Raw genomic sequence first — 15,901 nt, 5'->3', positions numbered from 1 at the left:
ACACTCCTTCGTTATTTCACCATCTGTGTTAACTGCAGGTTCACTTTCTCTTTCATCTCTTTGTATTTCTCAAGTTTCTCCTTCTCTGCCTCTACCTTGGATGCTGGTGCCTTGTTCACAAAATTCGGATTGTTCAGCATTCCCTCGCAGCGTGCGATCTCTTTTGTGAGACGCTCCTGCTCTTTTGTGAGACGTTCGATCTCCTTTTCACGGTCGATCAGATCCTCCAGCGGCAGATATACTACACCGTCTGCCACAACGATGGATACCGCATCCTCACCGATTCCGTTCTTATCCTGCTGTACGTGGATCTCTTTTGCAAACGCAAGGTTTGTAAAGGACTTCTTGCAGGACTCAAAATGGGCACAGCACTCTGCATCTTTGCCTACGATGTAGATATTGGTCTTTCTGTTCTGCGGTACGTTCATCTCGTTTCTGGTATTACGGATTCCACGTACAACCTCCTGGAAGCTTGAAACTGCTTTCTCAGCATCTGCAAAATTCATCTCGTCTCTGTATACCGGCCAGTCAGAGATCATGATGGACTCTTCATCCGGAAGCAGTGTGCAGTAGATCTCCTCTGTGATAAATGGCATGAACGGATGAAGAAGCTTCAGTCCCTGTGTCAGCGCAGTGCGAAGTGTCCACAGTGCATCGTTTGCTGCTGCCGGGTTTTCCTCTGCCTTCCACAGTCTTACCTTTGCCATCTCGATATACCAGTCACAGAGCTCATCCCACAGGAAATCATAGACCTTCTGTACGGCAATTCCAAGCTCATATTTATCCATATTCTCAGTAACATCACGGATCACTGTGTTCAGTCTGGAAAGGATCCATTTATCCTCGTTGCACAATGCGTTCAGGTCTCCCGGCTCTGTTACTGTCTTGCCCTCCAGGTTCATCATAATGAAACGGGAAGCATTCCAGATCTTATTTGCAAAGTTACGGCTGGATTCTACACGCTCCCAGTAGAAACGCATATCATTTCCAGGTGCGTTACCTGTCATCAGTGTAAGACGAAGGGCATCTGCGCCGTATTTGTCGATAACTTCCAGCGGATCGATACCGTTTCCAAGAGATTTACTCATCTTACGTCCCTGGGAATCACGTACCAGTCCGTGGATCAGAACATGGTGGAACGGTGTCTCACCGGTCTGCTCCAGTGCGGAGAATACCATACGGATAACCCAGAAGAAGATGATATCATATCCGGTTACCAAAACATCTGTAGGATAGAAGTACTCAAGCTCCGGTGTCTTGTCCGGCCATCCAAGTGTGGAAAACGGCCAAAGTGCGGAACTGAACCAGGTATCCAGAGTGTCCTCATCCTGATGCATATGTGTGCATCCGCATTTCGGGCATTTCTCAGGCATTTCTCTTGCAACAACCATCTCACCGCATTCATCGCAGTAATAAGCCGGAATTCTGTGTCCCCACCAGAGCTGACGGGAAATACACCAGTCACGGATATTCTCCAGCCAGTGCAGGTAAGTCTTGTCAAAACGTGCCGGAACAAACTGAAGGTTTCCTTCGTCCAGAGTCTTGATAGCAGCTTTTGCCATTTCGTCCATTTTTACAAACCACTGTGGTTTGATCATCGGCTCTACCGTTGTACCGCATCGGTCATGAGTACCAACACTGTGGCTGTGCGGAACGACTTTTACAAGAAGTCCCTGCTCCTTCAGGTCTTCTACCATGGCCTTACGTGCCTCGTAGCGGTCCATACCTGCATATTTTCCGCCAAGGCTGTTGATGGTGGCATCATCATTTAAGATGTTGATCTCCTCAAGATCATGACGGCGTCCAACCTCAAAGTCGTTGGGGTCGTGTGCCGGTGTGATCTTAACGCAGCCTGTTCCGAATTCCTTGTCAACATACTCATCGGCAATAACCGGGATCTCTCTGTCTGTAAGAGGAAGCTTCAGCATCTTTCCTACAAGGTCTTTATATCTTTCATCCTCCGGGTTTACAGCAACTGCTGTATCGCCGAGAAGTGTCTCCGGACGAGTGGTCGCGATCTCAACGAAACGGCCCTCCTCACCTACGATGGGATAATTGATGTGCCAGAAAAATCCGTCCTGGTCCTCATGCACAACCTCTGCATCAGAAATAGAGGTCTGGCACACAGGACACCAGTTGATGATTCTGGAGCCTTTGTAGATATATCCTTTCTCATAAAGACGGATAAATACTTCCTGAACAGCCTTGGAACAGCCCTCATCCATGGTAAAGCGCTCACGCTCCCAGTCTGCAGATGCTCCCAGCTTTTTCAGCTGATTGATGATCTTTCCGCCGTACTCCTCTTTCCATGCCCAGGCATGTTTCATAAATTCGTCACGGCCGATCTCGTTCTTATCAATCCCTTCCTTACGAAGCTTCTCTGTTACCTTAACCTCTGTAGCAATGGCTGCATGGTCAGTTCCCGGCTGCCAGAGTGCCTCATAGCCCTGCATTCTTTTGAAACGGATCAGGATATCCTGCATGGTCTCATCCAGTGCATGTCCCATATGCAGCTGTCCGGTTACATTGGGCGGCGGCATTACAATTGTAAAAGGTTTTTTGTCCGGATTAACTTTTGCATGGAAGTATCCGTTATCCATCCATTTTTTGTACAGACGATCCTCAATGCCCTTAGGATCATAAGTCTTTGCAAGTTCTTTGCTCATGTTTTCCTCCTGAATCTTTCTGATTATAGGAACCTTAAAATGCTCCTGTTTTCTGCAAGAAAAAAACACGCCCTCCACACAAAAGCCAATAACTAATGTGCGAAGGGCGATCATTCTCGCGGTACCACCTTCATTATCCGGAAAAAACATCTGTTATTCCCGTCTATCTCTTGTCCCTTAACGCGGGGTACGTGAAAACCTACACAGCAGCATCTGTTCTGCATTTCTGCTTTCAGTTTCCCGGCTCCTAAGCTACCTTCTGCAGTCTTCCATCTGAAAATGCCTTTCAGCCTGCGCTTCTCTTGCGTCTGTGCATTTCTCTCTGTCAGCGTAGATCTGCATACTCCTCTTATTCAACGCCTTTGCCATGTTCCTACTATAATGAAATTTTCTTTTTTTGTCAAGACAGGTATCTATCTTTCTTTTATTGTTTTGTACTCCTTTTCAATGCCTGAGATCAGTGTTTTCATTGTATATTCCAGAATTTCATTTCCGAATGCTTCCGATGATTCTCTGACCGGATGACGTCCTGCAATACCGATCAGATTACTCTCATCTTCTTTTACCTGTCCAAAGTCAACCAGCTCCGGCCGAACAGCCATTACAATAGAGGTCTCATTTGCTCCGGCATGATCATTCTGATATTTCAGTCTCTCATCATCCGCATAGGTCCATGCTGTCATAATGCACAGTCCGTATTTTTCTTCTGCCTCTTCCTTCATTTCCTGAAATACATTTGTCGACGGACCGTGTCCATGTCCCACAACGATACGGACTCCTGCTCTGGAAAGCTGAGCAAAAATACTGCGCAGCAGATCCTGAAACAGTCCCTTTTCCATCCAGTAGGCACTGCCTTTCATCTGTTGGGCATAATAGGTATTCAATGCACCCTCTGTATTGATATCCATTCCATAAAATACAGTTCCACGATCATCAAATAAACGGTCAGGTCCCATGAACAGCATCGGAAGCACAACACCGCCGACCTTTTCTGCCACCCGGACAAACAGTTCTTTTGACTGGATTCCATCAGCTCCAAGAGGCATATGCGGCCCATGCCATTCCAGTGTGCCAAGTGGCAGATAGGCAACCGGCATCTCCTTTATCCTCTGTACACATTCTTCCGGAAGTAATTCCTCGTATAATACTTTTTTCATGCTCGTCTCCTTATCCTTTTACCTCTCCGGTAATTAATTTTTCGCTTTCTTATTTTTTATTATTTTATTCTACGCTTTTCAGTGACTCTACCATATTGATCTTTTTCAGCTTAAAATGCATCACCATATTTACAAACATGGAGAATCCGAAGGTAATGATTCCACTGTAAACAAAGCTTATTGGCTTGATATTTCTTCCGAACATCACCGCATCTACCTCAACGGTTGTGATCACATACCGATGGAGGAAGATTCCGAACACTGCGCCTGCCAGGATTCCTATGAAGGACAGCAGGATATTTTCCCGGAATACATACTGGGAAACCTCGCCATCATAAAATCCCAGGACCTTCAATGTTGCAAGCTCTCTCTGACGCTCTGTGATATTGATGTTGTTCAGATTATACAGTACCACAAATGCCAGCATTCCGGCCGAAATGATCAGGACCCAGATCACCGCTCCGAGGGATCCCAGCATTCGCTCTACCTGACCTGCCGTGCTGCTTGTATAGCTGATACTTAAAGCCGCCGGATATTTCAGGATCGCATTTCCAAGAGTTTCCAGATCACTCTCTGCATCCTCTTTCATAGTATATACTGTACTTGAATACTCCGGTTTCTCTTCGAATGTTTTTTCATAGCAGGATGGGGTCATGTAAACGTAGTGTCCCATATAGTTCTCTGTGACAGCAGTGATCTTTACTTTATACTTTCTGTTATCTTTCTCCAGGGTGATCTCGTCTCCTGTTTTCACACCGATAAGTGAAGCTGTTTTTTCACAGATCACGGCTCCGTCGTCGGTAAGCTCATACTGCTCGTGGGACTTTCTGTCACGTAACGTTACATCCTCTTTAAAATTTTCCGTATTTTCCGGAACATACACATAGATACTGACACTTCCCTTTTCTTTTGGTGCCGTCATCTTGGTGAGTTGCACACGGGTATAGTGATCGATCTCGCTGTTTTCGTCCAGGAATTTCAGAAGATCCTTTTCCTGGCTGTCTGTGGCATCCTCATCATTGATCACCATGGCATCGTAATGCTGGATCTGATCATACTGAAGAATCGCAATATCCATAATGGAGTCATAAAGTCCGAATCCTACAAGCATCAGTCCCATGCTTCCTGCAATTCCGAAAATGGTCATAAAAAGACGTTTTTTATAACGGAAAAGGTTTCGCATGGACGATTTCCAGGAAAAGCTCAGATGCTTCCAGATAAAGCTGATCCGTTCAATAAGGATCCGTTTTCCCTCTTTCGGTGCAGGCGGACGCATCAGAGATGCCGGTGTTTCTGCCAGGGTTCTTGCACAGGAAAACAGTGTAGCGCCCATAGTACAGATCACCGCTGCTCCGGAAGCGATCAGTGCATATTGTAACTCATAATCCAGTTGCATGTGATCGCCAATATTCCAGTACATGATCCCATAGGCCTGGATAATGATATACGGAAGAACCTTTTCTCCGAAAAGTACTCCTGCAACGCTTCCGCCTGCTGTAGCCAGAAATGCGTAGCTGAGATACTTGGATGCAATGGATGCTTTTCCGTAGCCCAGCGCTTTCATGGTTCCGATCTGGGTTCGCTGTTCCTCCACCATTCGTGTCATCGTGGTAAGACTGATCAGAGCCGCTACAAGGAAGAATATCATCGGGAAAACCTTTCCGATGTTTTTCAGCCGCTCTGCGTTATCACCAAAATCCGAATATTCCGGAAGGTCATTACGATCTGTGATGATCCACTCCGGTGTTTCAATATCATCCACCTCTTTCTGGGCATCCTCGATCTTCTGCTGGGCTTCCGCAATTTTTTCATCGGCCTCTTTTTTGCCATCCTGATATTCTTTCTTTCCATCGGAAAGCTTCTTTTTTGCGTCCTCCAGATCTTTTTTTGCATCTTTTAATTTCTGTTCGTTTTCTTGGATTTCCTTTTCTCCGTCCAGGAGTTTCTGTTCATTTGCATCCAGTTCAGCCTGACTGCTGGTAAGCTTTTCTGTGTTGGCCTGGATTTCTGCCTGACCGGCATTTAACTGGGCCTGTTTTTCCTCCAGCTGCTGCCTCCCGGAGCTGAGCTGGACTCTGGCCGAATCCAGCTGATTCTGGCCATCATCCAGAGTTGCCTGGTTTGCCGCAATTTCTTCTTTTGCCGCTGAAAGCTCTGCTTTCTTTGTTTCCAGCTCTTTTTTCCCTTTATCCAGTTCTTCCTGGCCTTTGTTCAGCTGTGCCTCTGTCCCGGAAAGTGTTTCTTCCTGTTCTTTGATCTGGCTGAAGCCCTCATTGATCTGACCTAGGCTGCTCTCCAGTTCAGCTCTTGTCTGGGCCAGCTCTGATTTTTTTGCAGTAAGCTCTGACCGCGCCCCGTCGATCTGTGCCTGACCGGCATTTATCTGTTCTTCCATTGCACTGATCTGACCATTTAATGTCTGAATCTGTGTGAAAAGCTCCGCCAGCTCTTCCTCAGTTTTTCCTGCTTCCGCACCGGCGTCATACTGCGCCTGCAGCTCCGCCGCCTGACTGCTTAATGCCTCTTTCTGACTGGTCAGTTCATCCAGCTGTGCCTGCTGCCCGGAAAGGGCTTCTTCAACGGAACTGATCTGGGATTCGCCCTCGGAAACCTGTACAAGTCCTGCCTCACACTGTTCTTTCTGACTGGTGAGAGCAGCCTTTGTTTCTTTGATCGTATTCTTTCCCGTTTCCAGCTGTTCTCTTCCACTGTCAAGCTCAGCCTGTTTGCTTTCCAGGGTTTTCTCCGCTTCCCGGAGCTGAGCCTCACCGTCACTTACCTGCTGTTTTGCGGCAGTCAGCTGTTCATATCCGGCAGTCAGCTCTGACTGCTTCCCATTTATCTGTGCTTCGGAGTCGGCAAGCTGGGATCTGGCAGCATTTAACTGGGACAGACCGTCTTCCACCTGCTGTTTTGCGCTGTTAAGCTGAGACCATCCATCTTCGATCTGCTTTCTTCCGTCAGCAAGCTGCTGTTTTCCGTCGGTCAGTTCTTTTTTTGCATCGCTGAGCTGCTGTTTTCCATCTTCGTACTCTTTTTTTCCATCATCATACTTCTTCTGCCCATCATCCAGCTTTTTCTTCGCGTCGCTAAGTTTTTCCTCTGATTCCTTCTTTCCGTCCTCAAGCTCTTTTCTGGCATCATCCAGTTTTTCATTGGCTTCTGCGACGATCTCATCATAGCGCAGTCTGCACTGTTCTTTTTCGATGCCTTCCACACGCTTCTGTATTTTCCTGATAAGATTGTCATAGGCATCGGTATAGCTGATCACATCCCCGGATTCATGAACCATAACATAGATCTGGGTAAAAGCTTCCTGTTCAAAATCCTCAGGAAGAATGTATCCGAAGCCGCTGACCTCACCGGATCCAAGAGTCGTATTTCCTCTGTTAAACGAAATATAAAGAGGGCTGCTTCCGATTCCCACAACTGTATAGGTTGTTTTTTTCAGAAGCTCACTGTCTCCATCCTCCCTGACGGATATGGTATCCCCGATTTTATACCCCCGATTCTTTGCAAATGGCTTGTCCAGAAAAATCTCGCCGCTTTTTTTCGGTATCCTTCCTTCATCTGCTGTGAGCAGATTAAAATTGCTGCTGATGGATTCCAGATGAAGAACCTTCCTGGCATCGTCCTCTCCACTCATAACATCCGTAGAGTAACCGCCCTCAGCCAATTCCACACCGTCAATGTCTGATACCGCTTTTACATCACGCTCAGTCAGTCCCAGTGTTCCCTGGATCTTCAGGTCCATCAGCTTTGCTGCTTCATAATAGGCATCTCCGGAATATCTCATATCCGGAGAAGACGCCTGGATCCCGGAAAAAAATGCAACGCCCAGTGCCACGATCAGAAAGATCGAGATAAAACGTGCTTTGCTTTTCCGGATCTCCATCCAGAAATCTTTGTGCAATGCTTTCATTCCGTCACCTACCATTCAATCTCTTCCACTGGTGTGGGATGTGCATTTTCGGTCATCCTGGAAACCTTGCCGTTTTTGATCTTGATCACACGGTCGGCCATAGGTGTCAGTGCAGAGTTGTGAGTAATGACAATAACCGTCATGCCCCGTTCCCTGCTGGTATCCTGAAGGAGCTTCAGGATTGCCTTGCCGGTCTGATAATCCAACGCTCCTGTAGGTTCATCACAGAGCAGAAGCTTTGGATTCTTCGCCAGAGCTCTGGCTATGGAAACTCTCTGCTGCTCACCGCCGGATAACTGTGCCGGAAAATTAGTCAGTCTCTCCTTCAGACCCACTTCCTCCAGAACTGTCCTGGCATCCAGAGGATCCTTACAGATCTGAAGAGCAAGCTCCACATTCTCCAATGCAGTCAGATTTGGCACCAGATTATAAAACTGGAATACAAATCCAATATCCTTCCGCCGGTATCCGGTCAGCTGCCGGTCTGTATATTTTGCGATATTTTTTCCATCGATCCAGACATTGCCGGATGTGGCCTTATCCATTCCGCCCAGGATATTCAGCACCGTCGTCTTTCCGGCACCGCTGGGTCCTACCACAACCACAAATTCTCCTTTTTTTATCCGGAAGCTGATCTCATCCACTGCTATGATCTTCACTTCTTTTGAGCCATATATTTTGGATACATTCTCCAGCTTCACATAATCTTCCGTATGCTCCATTTCCACCCCTCCTCTTTGCTCTCTATATGATTTCAGGGGGCTTTTATCTGCCCCCTTTTAATTCTCTCACTCACGTATCACAGCTATAGAAAAATGTTTTCGGCTGTGATCGAATATTATCAATAACTATATTTATAAGTATATCGGTTCTTAATTCAAAATGCAATTTCTACTTATATTTTACAAAAATTTTTCATTCCTGCGCATTTGTATTTTACATTTCTTTTCTATAATACAGACAGATACAGATAAAGGAAATCAATATTATGGCTGACTGTTGCTGACAACAGCAGAAGTATAATTCCATCAAAACAGGAGGAATGGATTATGTATAAAACACTATGGAATCACTTAGATCAAAATAAAAAAAAGGCCCCTGCGCCAGCTGTTTTTCTTACACTTTTGACATCTGGATGGAGTGTAGCCGGAATTCTTGCCGGATTACTTGTTTGTCTGGGACTTCAGACAGAACTGATGGTGAAGCTGATTGTGATCTTATGTGCCGGTGGATACGCCGGACTGATTCCCGGTTTCTTCGGTGGGATCTTATATCTTTACCGAATGGATCTTCAGAAACCTTCTGCAGATTCTGCCGCTGATCTGGCAGCTGAACCAGAAAAAGCTTCTGCGGATCCTGCTTCATTGATCTATTTTCACAATAATTGACAAAAAAGCAAAACTCTGCCTGGTTGTGCAGGGTTCTGCTTTTTTTATTGAATATGTGTATTAAGTTTGATTATTTTCTTATGGAATCAGCGAGCTTTTTTGCTTCTGCTGTCAGCTCTTTTATTTTGTCAAATAACAATTAATAAGCCCTGGAAATTTATTCTTCCAGGGCTTTCTGAGAGGTGCCACCCGGATTTGAACCGGGGATAGAGGTGTTGCAGACCTTTGCCTTACCACTTGGCTATGGCACCATGCTCCCCCTGTTGGACTCGAACCAACGACACTGCGGTTAACAGCCGCATGCTCTACCGACTGAGCTAAGGAGGAATACTTATTAAGGTTTGTACCTTAAAAACTACATACATGCTTTGTTGATCGTTAATCAAACTTCTTGAATCAATTCTTAACCTGCGTTTCTTGGTCAAGCCCTCACCCGATTAGTAACAGTCAGCTCCATGTGTTACCACACTTCCACCTCTGCCCTATCTACCTCGTCGTCTTCAAGGGGGTTTACTTCACTAAGAATGGGATATCTCATCTTGAGGGGGGCTTCACGCTTAGATGCCTTCAGCGTTTATCCCTTCCGGACTTGGCTACCCGGCCATGGCTTTGGCAAGCCAACCGGTCCACCAGCGGTCCGTCCATCCCGGTCCTCTCGTACTAAGGACAGCTCCTCTCAGATATCCTGCGCCCACGCCGGATAGGGACCGAACTGTCTCACGACGTTCTGAACCCAGCTCGCGTACCGCTTTAATGGGCGAACAGCCCAACCCTTGGGACCTACTACAGCCCCAGGATGCGATGAGCCGACATCGAGGTGCCAAACCACTCCGTCGATGTGAACTCTTGGGAGTGATAAGCCTGTTATCCCCAGGGTAGCTTTTATCCGTTGAGCGATGGCATTCCCACTTAATACCACCGGATCACTAAGCCCTACTTTCGTACCTGCTCCACCCGTCGGTGTCGCAGTCAAGCTCCCTTCTGCCTTTGCACTCTTCGAATGGTTTCCGTCCATTCTGAGGGAACCTTTGGGCGCCTCCGATACCCTTTCGGAGGCGACCGCCCCAGTCAAACTCCCCGCCTGGCATTGTCCCACCGCCGGATTACGGCGGCTGGTTAGAAGCCCAATATCACAAGGGTGGTATCCCAACAGCGGCTCCGCGGCAACTGACGTTACCGTTTCTCAGCCTCCCACCTATCCTGTACATGCAACACCGGACCCCAGTGCCAAACTGGAGTAAAGCTCCATGGGGTCTTTCCGTCCTGGCGCGGGTAGCCAGCATCTTCACTGGCACTTCAATTTCACCGGATGTATTGCCGAGACAGCGCTCAAATCATTACGCCTTTCGTGCGGGTCGGAACTTACCCGACAAGGAATTTCGCTACCTTAGGACCGTTATAGTTACGGCCGCCGTTTACTGGGGCTTAAATTCAAAGCTTCGCATTGCTGCTAACCTCTCCTCTTAACCTTCCAGCACCGGGCAGGCGTCAGCCCATATACCTCACCTTTCGGTTTCGCATAGACCTGTGTTTTTGCTAAACAGTTGCTTGAGCCTATTCTCTGCGGCCTGCTCTCGCAGGCACCCCTTCTCCCTAAGTTACGGGGCCATTTTGCCGAGTTCCTTGGCAATACTTCTTCCGCCGGCCTTAGGATTCTCTCCTCATCCACCTGTGTCGGTTTACGGTACGGGTACAATATGAACGATAGCGGCTTTTCTTGACGCATGGCTCACGGGCTTCGCTACTAAAATTCACTCCACATCACGTCTTCCCATTGCATGGCGGATTTTCCTACCATACTGGTACCTCGCTTGTACCGGGCTTTCCATTCCCGGCTCCCGCTCTCCTTACGTGTCCCCACAGTTCTGTCATACTGCAGTACAGGAATATCAACCTGTTGTCCATCGGCTACGGCTCTCGCCCTCACCTTAGGTCCCGACTCACCCAGGGCAGATCAGCTTTACCCTGGAAACCTTGGATATTCGGCCTAGAGGATTCCCACCTCTATCTCGCTACTCATTCCGGCATTCTCTCTTCCATATAGTCCACAGCTCCTTACGGTACTGCTTCTTCCCATATGCAATGCTCCTCTACCAATCCTTACGGATTCCTTAGTTTCGGTGGCGCGTTTCAGCCCCGGACATTTTCGGCGCAGGACCTCTCGACCAGTGAGCTATTACGCACTCTTTGAATGTATGGCTGCTTCTGAGCCAACATCCTGGTTGTCTTCGAAATCCCACATCCTTTTCCACTTAACGCGCACTTTGGGACCTTAACTGTAGGTCTGGGCTCTTTCCCTTTTGACCGCCCAACTTATCTCGTGCAGTCTGACTCCCGGTGATATCTACACGGCATTCGGAGTTTGATATTCTTCGGTAGGCTTTGACGCCCCCTAGGAAATTCAGTGCTCTACCTCCGCAAGACTCACACCGAGGCTAGCCCTAAAGCTATTTCGAGGAGAACCAGCTATCTCCGGGTTCGATTGGAATTTCTCCCCTATCCACACCTCATCCCCACCCTTTTCAACGGATGTGGGTTCGGTCCTCCACTACCTCTTACGGCAGCTTCAACCTGGACATGGATAGATCACCCGGTTTCGGGTCTACTCCTACTGACTCTGGCCCTGTTAAGACTTGGTTTCCCTACGGCTCCATCCCTTGAGGACTTAACCTTGCCAGTAAGCGTAACTCGCCGGACCGTTCTACAAAAAGTACGCGGTCGTACATATAAAGTACTCCCACAGCTTGTAGACACAGGGTTTCAGGTTCTCTTTCACTCCCCTCCCGGGGTCCTTTTCACCTTTCCTTCACAGTACTATGCGCTATCGGTCACTAAGTAGTATTTAGCCTTAGGGGGTGGTCCCCCTTACTTCCCACAAGGTTCCTCGTGTCTCGTGGTACTCCGGATCCTGCTCAGTCAGCTCTGCTTTCACGTACGGGGCTTTCACCCTCTCCGGCCGGCTTTCCCAAAACCGTTCTGTTAACTTCGCTGAATCTTAAATGCAGTCCATGACCCCGGCATGCACGCACACCGGTTTAGGCTCCTCCGCGTTCGCTCGCCGCTACTTACGGAATCGATGTTTCTTTCTTTTCCTCCGGGTACTTAGATGTTTCAGTTCCCCGGGTTCCCTTCCATACGTTATGGATTGGCGTATGGATGCATGAGGTCTGCTCATGCGGGTTTCCCCATTCAGACATCTCCGGATCACGGGATATTTGCTCCTCCCCGAAGCTTTTCGCAGCTTATCACGTCTTTCATCGGCTCTTAGTGCCAAGGCATCCGCCCTGTGCCCTTATTGCTTGACCTTTCGCTTCATCACCCTAGCGTAGGTGATGCGGTCTCTTGATTCTCTGTTGTATCACCTCTCGCGTTTTACAACGGTGTTTGATTACTCTGTTCATAACAGATAAATCGATGTCTTCCTATCTTTGCGTTTGCATTAATTTCTTAATACTTTGCGTTTAAGGATATTTGATTAACTTAATCAAATCTCATGTATGCAGTTTTCAAGGTACAATACTGGCTGATGTTTTATCAGCCATCTGAAAGGAAAATAGCTTTTTCTCTCAGATCACTGGTAAAACCAGCATCTATCCTCATCAGGATCTCTCCTGTTTTTCTTTTTTTTGATCTGGCGCCCACCTGCTCTCCCACACCGTCTCCAGTGCAGTACCATCGGCCGATTGGGTCTTAACCGTCGTGTTCGGGATGGGAACGGGTGTGTCCCCCAACCGCATCGGCACCAGAAATCTTTCAGCTTGATAGCTAAACAGTAAAACACATCTTGTTTCTCTACTTTTTTCCCTAGAAAGGAGGTGATCCAGCCGCACCTTCCGATACGGCTACCTTGTTACGACTTCACCCCAGTCATCGGTCCCGCCTTCGGCAGCTCCTTCCTTGCGGTTAGGTCACTGACTTCGGGCGTTACTGACTCCCATGGTGTGACGGGCGGTGTGTACAAGACCCGGGAACGTATTCACCGCGGCATTCTGATCCGCGATTACTAGCGATTCCAGCTTCGTGTAGTCGGGTTGCAGACTACAGTCCGAACTGGGACGTTATTTTTGGGATTTGCCCACCCTCGCGGGTTCGCTTCCCTTTGTTTACGCCATTGTAGCACGTGTGTAGCCCAAATCATAAGGGGCATGATGATTTGACGTCATCCCCGCCTTCCTCCAGGTTATCCCTGGCAGTCTCCCCAGAGTGCCCACCTTAAATACTGGCTACTGAGGATAGGGGTTGCGCTCGTTGCGGGACTTAACCCAACATCTCACGACACGAGCTGACGACAACCATGCACCACCTGTCTCCTCTGTCCCGAAGGAAAGACTCGGTTAAGAGTCCGTCAGAGGGATGTCAAGACTTGGTAAGGTTCTTCGCGTTGCTTCGAATTAAACCACATGCTCCACCGCTTGTGCGGGTCCCCGTCAATTCCTTTGAGTTTCATTCTTGCGAACGTACTCCCCAGGTGGAATGCTTAATGCGTTTGCGGCGGCACCGAAAAGCTTTGCTTCCCGACACCTAGCATTCATCGTTTACCGCGTGGACTACCAGGGTATCTAATCCTGTTTGCTCCCCACGCTTTCGAGCCTCAACGTCAGTTACCGTCCAGTAAGCCGCCTTCGCCACTGGTGTTCCTCCTAATATCTACGCATTTCACCGCTACACTAGGAATTCCGCTTACCTCTCCGGCACTCAAGACGGGCAGTTTCCAATGCAGTCCCGGGGTTGAGCCCCAGCCTTTCACATCAGACTTGTCCATCCGTCTACGCTCCCTTTACACCCAGTAAATCCGGATAACGCTTGCCCCCTACGTATTACCGCGGCTGCTGGCACGTAGTTAGCCGGGGCTTCTTAGTCAGGTACCGTCATTTTCTTCCCTGCTGATAGAAGTTTACATACCGAGATACTTCTTCCTTCACGCGGCGTCGCTGCATCAGGGTTTCCCCCATTGTGCAATATTCCCCACTGCTGCCTCCCGTAGGAGTCTGGGCCGTGTCTCAGTCCCAATGTGGCCGTTCACCCTCTCAGGCCGGCTATGGATCGTCGCCTTGGTGGGCCGTTACCTCACCAACTAGCTAATCCAACGCGGGTCCATCTTATACCACCGGAGTTTTTCACACTGAGCCATGCAGCTCTGTGCGCTTATGCGGTATTAGCAGTCATTTCTGACTGTTATCCCCCTGTACAAGGCAGGTTACCCACGCGTTACTCACCCGTCCGCCACTAGAATTAAATTAAATCGACCGAAGTTTCAATAAAGTAATTCCCGTTCGACTTGCATGTGTTAAGCACGCCGCCAGCGTTCATCCTGAGCCAGGATCAAACTCTCTGATAAAATGTTTGAATCTTTTACTCAAGACAACCGTTTGGCTATCTCTCGTTTTTACTGCTTTTGGTTTGTTTAAACCGTTCTTTAAATGTAAAGAAATTTTCGAGAATCGTATGTGTTTCACTGTTTAGTTATCAAGGTTTGTTGTGTCTGTCTCTCAGACAGCTCGCTTATTTTATCTCATCCTCAACTGTTTGTCAAGAACTTTTTTTAATTTTTTTGAAGTATTCAGTCTCCAGAAAAATTAAAGCGGAGAAGGAGGGATTTGAACCCTCGCGCCGCGTTAACGACCTACTCCCTTTCCAGGGGAGCCCCTTCGGCCAGCTTGGGTACTTCTCCAAATTGCCCTACTTACTAAGTAGTTCTGATATTCATCTCTGTCGTTCTCAGCGACAGGTGATATTATATCTCGTATGTTTTATATTGTCAAGTACTTTTTTAACTTTTTTAAAAAGTTTTTATTTTGTACTTAACAAGCGGAGAGAGTGGGATTCGAACCCACGCGCCCTTGCGGACAAACGGTTTTCAAGACCGCCTCGTTATGACCACTTCGATATCTCTCCATATAATGTTTTTCAACATTTTTTGTGCTGTTTTGTCAGCGCATGTTGTATTCTATCATCAAATATCCCCCCTGTCAATAACAAATTTGATATTTTTTTCAAAAAATTGGACATATAGCTTCAATTTCTGCTATATGTCCATATTTACTGGGATTTTCACCCGGTTCTACTCTCTGTTTTCCTTCAAAAATGCCTCCGCAACCACCAGATCTTCCGGCGTTGTGATCTTGATATTGCGATAAGAACCTTCTGAAAAGCGGATTTTCACCCCTGTCTCATGTTCTGCTACCATGGCATCATCTGTGATTCCGGTCATTTCCTTCTGCCGAATACTGGTATATGCGCCATAGATCAGCGAGTACTGAAAGATCTGCGGAGTCTGGACGATCCATACACTGCTGCGATCCGGAGTTTCACTGACATTCCCATCCTCATCTGCGATCTTAACTGTATCCTTGGAAGGCATGCCTGTAACACTGGCACCTGTCTGTGCCGCTGCCATAAGTCCTCTTTCAATGATCCCATGATCAATAAACGGTCTGGCACCGTCATGGATCAGTACATACTCTGTGTCTTTACACGCACAAAGTCCTTCATAAACGGAATCGTACCGTTCTTTTCCGCCGGATACTACAGCAGAAACCTTTGTAAAACCATATTTTTTCACGATTTCTTCTCTGCACCAGGAAACATACTCTTCCCCTATTACCAGGATCACATCCCTGATCAACGGACTTTCCTGGAAACAGCGCAGAGAATAACAGAGCACCGGCATCCCGTCAAGCTCTATAAACTGCTTCTGTATTTTACTGTGCATTCTCTTTCCCTGACCTGCTGCCAGAACAATAGCTGTATTTCTGCACTCTCCCATGA

The 15,901-nt window shown here is 47.7% G+C and carries 6 protein-coding genes, 4 tRNA genes and 3 rRNA genes; 1 reads left to right on the top strand and 12 read right to left on the bottom strand.

Going from position 1 to position 15,901, the window contains the following annotated elements; translation table 11 throughout:
* Window positions 1-11: 11 nt before the first annotated feature.
* From CCC17_RS01730 to CCC17_RS01715, 4 genes are all read right to left on the bottom strand, one after another.
* Complete coding sequence (locus tag CCC17_RS01730; RefSeq protein ID WP_118513122.1) at window positions 12-2,666, bottom strand: valine--tRNA ligase; 2,655 nt, start codon at window positions 2,664-2,666, stop codon at window positions 12-14.
* A 413-nt stretch (window positions 2,667-3,079) separates the two neighbouring features.
* A complete protein-coding gene (locus tag CCC17_RS01725; RefSeq protein ID WP_118512989.1) occupies window positions 3,080-3,823 on the bottom strand; it encodes a creatininase family protein in 744 nt (247 codons plus the stop codon).
* Between the two features lie 64 nt (window positions 3,824-3,887).
* Window positions 3,888-7,760 carry an FtsX-like permease family protein gene (locus tag CCC17_RS01720; RefSeq protein ID WP_270483670.1) on the bottom strand — a complete coding sequence of 1,291 codons (3,873 nt, stop codon included), beginning with the start codon at window positions 7,758-7,760 and terminating at the stop codon, window positions 3,888-3,890.
* Window positions 7,754-8,467 (bottom strand): ABC transporter ATP-binding protein, encoded by a 714-nt coding sequence (locus tag CCC17_RS01715; protein WP_118512987.1) that lies wholly within the window; start codon window positions 8,465-8,467, stop codon window positions 7,754-7,756. Before CCC17_RS01715 ends, CCC17_RS01720 begins: the two co-directional genes overlap by 7 nt.
* A gap of 327 nt (window positions 8,468-8,794) precedes the next feature.
* On the opposite strand from CCC17_RS01715, the gene CCC17_RS01710 reads away from it, so the two are divergent.
* A complete protein-coding gene (locus CCC17_RS01710; RefSeq protein WP_138277129.1) occupies window positions 8,795-9,133 on the top strand; it encodes a hypothetical protein in 339 nt (112 codons plus the stop codon).
* Window positions 9,134-9,313: 180 nt separating this feature from the next.
* Here CCC17_RS01710 and CCC17_RS01705 read toward each other — a convergent pair.
* From CCC17_RS01705 to ispD, 8 genes are all read right to left on the bottom strand, one after another.
* A tRNA-Cys gene (locus CCC17_RS01705) sits at window positions 9,314-9,384 on the bottom strand.
* A 3-nt stretch (window positions 9,385-9,387) separates the two neighbouring features.
* Window positions 9,388-9,460: transfer RNA gene (locus CCC17_RS01700), tRNA-Asn, on the bottom strand.
* 90 nt (window positions 9,461-9,550) lie between these two features.
* Window positions 9,551-12,438 (bottom strand): 23S ribosomal RNA (locus tag CCC17_RS01695).
* 324 nt (window positions 12,439-12,762) lie between these two features.
* Window positions 12,763-12,880, bottom strand: a 5S ribosomal RNA gene (gene rrf, locus CCC17_RS01690).
* A 61-nt stretch (window positions 12,881-12,941) separates the two neighbouring features.
* Window positions 12,942-14,471, bottom strand: a 16S ribosomal RNA gene (locus CCC17_RS01685).
* The 16S, 23S and 5S rRNA genes sit together here with 4 tRNA genes alongside, the layout of an rRNA operon.
* A 244-nt stretch (window positions 14,472-14,715) precedes the next feature.
* A tRNA-Ser gene (locus CCC17_RS01680) sits at window positions 14,716-14,804 on the bottom strand.
* 138 nt (window positions 14,805-14,942) lie between these two features.
* Window positions 14,943-15,028: transfer RNA gene (locus CCC17_RS01675), tRNA-Ser, on the bottom strand.
* Between the two features lie 166 nt (window positions 15,029-15,194).
* The gene (gene ispD / locus CCC17_RS01670) at window positions 15,195-15,899 is read right to left on the bottom strand and encodes a 2-C-methyl-D-erythritol 4-phosphate cytidylyltransferase (protein ID WP_138277128.1); all 705 of its coding nucleotides are present in this window, start codon (window positions 15,897-15,899) and stop codon (window positions 15,195-15,197) included.
* Window positions 15,900-15,901 lie beyond the last annotated feature (2 nt).

The organism is Blautia sp. LMAG:36 (assembly GCF_008680535.1).
GTDB lineage: Bacteria > Bacillota > Clostridia > Lachnospirales > Lachnospiraceae > Blautia_A > Blautia_A fusiformis.
The sequence above is the reverse complement of the archived record's forward strand: the minus strand, read 5'-3'. Positions and strand labels throughout refer to the sequence as shown.

Coding starts and splice junctions, on each gene's coding strand:
- CCC17_RS01730 (WP_118513122.1), bottom strand. CDS start 2,666: ATGAGCAAAGAACTTGCAAAGACTTATGATCCTAAGGGCATTGAGGAT.
- CCC17_RS01725 (WP_118512989.1), bottom strand. CDS start 3,823: ATGAAAAAAGTATTATACGAGGAATTACTTCCGGAAGAATGTGTACAG.
- CCC17_RS01720 (WP_270483670.1), bottom strand. CDS start 7,760: ATGGTAGGTGACGGAATGAAAGCATTGCACAAAGATTTCTGGATGGAG.
- CCC17_RS01710 (WP_138277129.1), top strand. CDS start 8,795: ATGTATAAAACACTATGGAATCACTTAGATCAAAATAAAAAAAAGGCC.
- ispD (WP_138277128.1), bottom strand. CDS start 15,899: ATGGGAGAGTGCAGAAATACAGCTATTGTTCTGGCAGCAGGTCAGGGA.
- CCC17_RS01715 (WP_118512987.1), bottom strand. CDS start 8,467: ATGGAGCATACGGAAGATTATGTGAAGCTGGAGAATGTATCCAAAATA.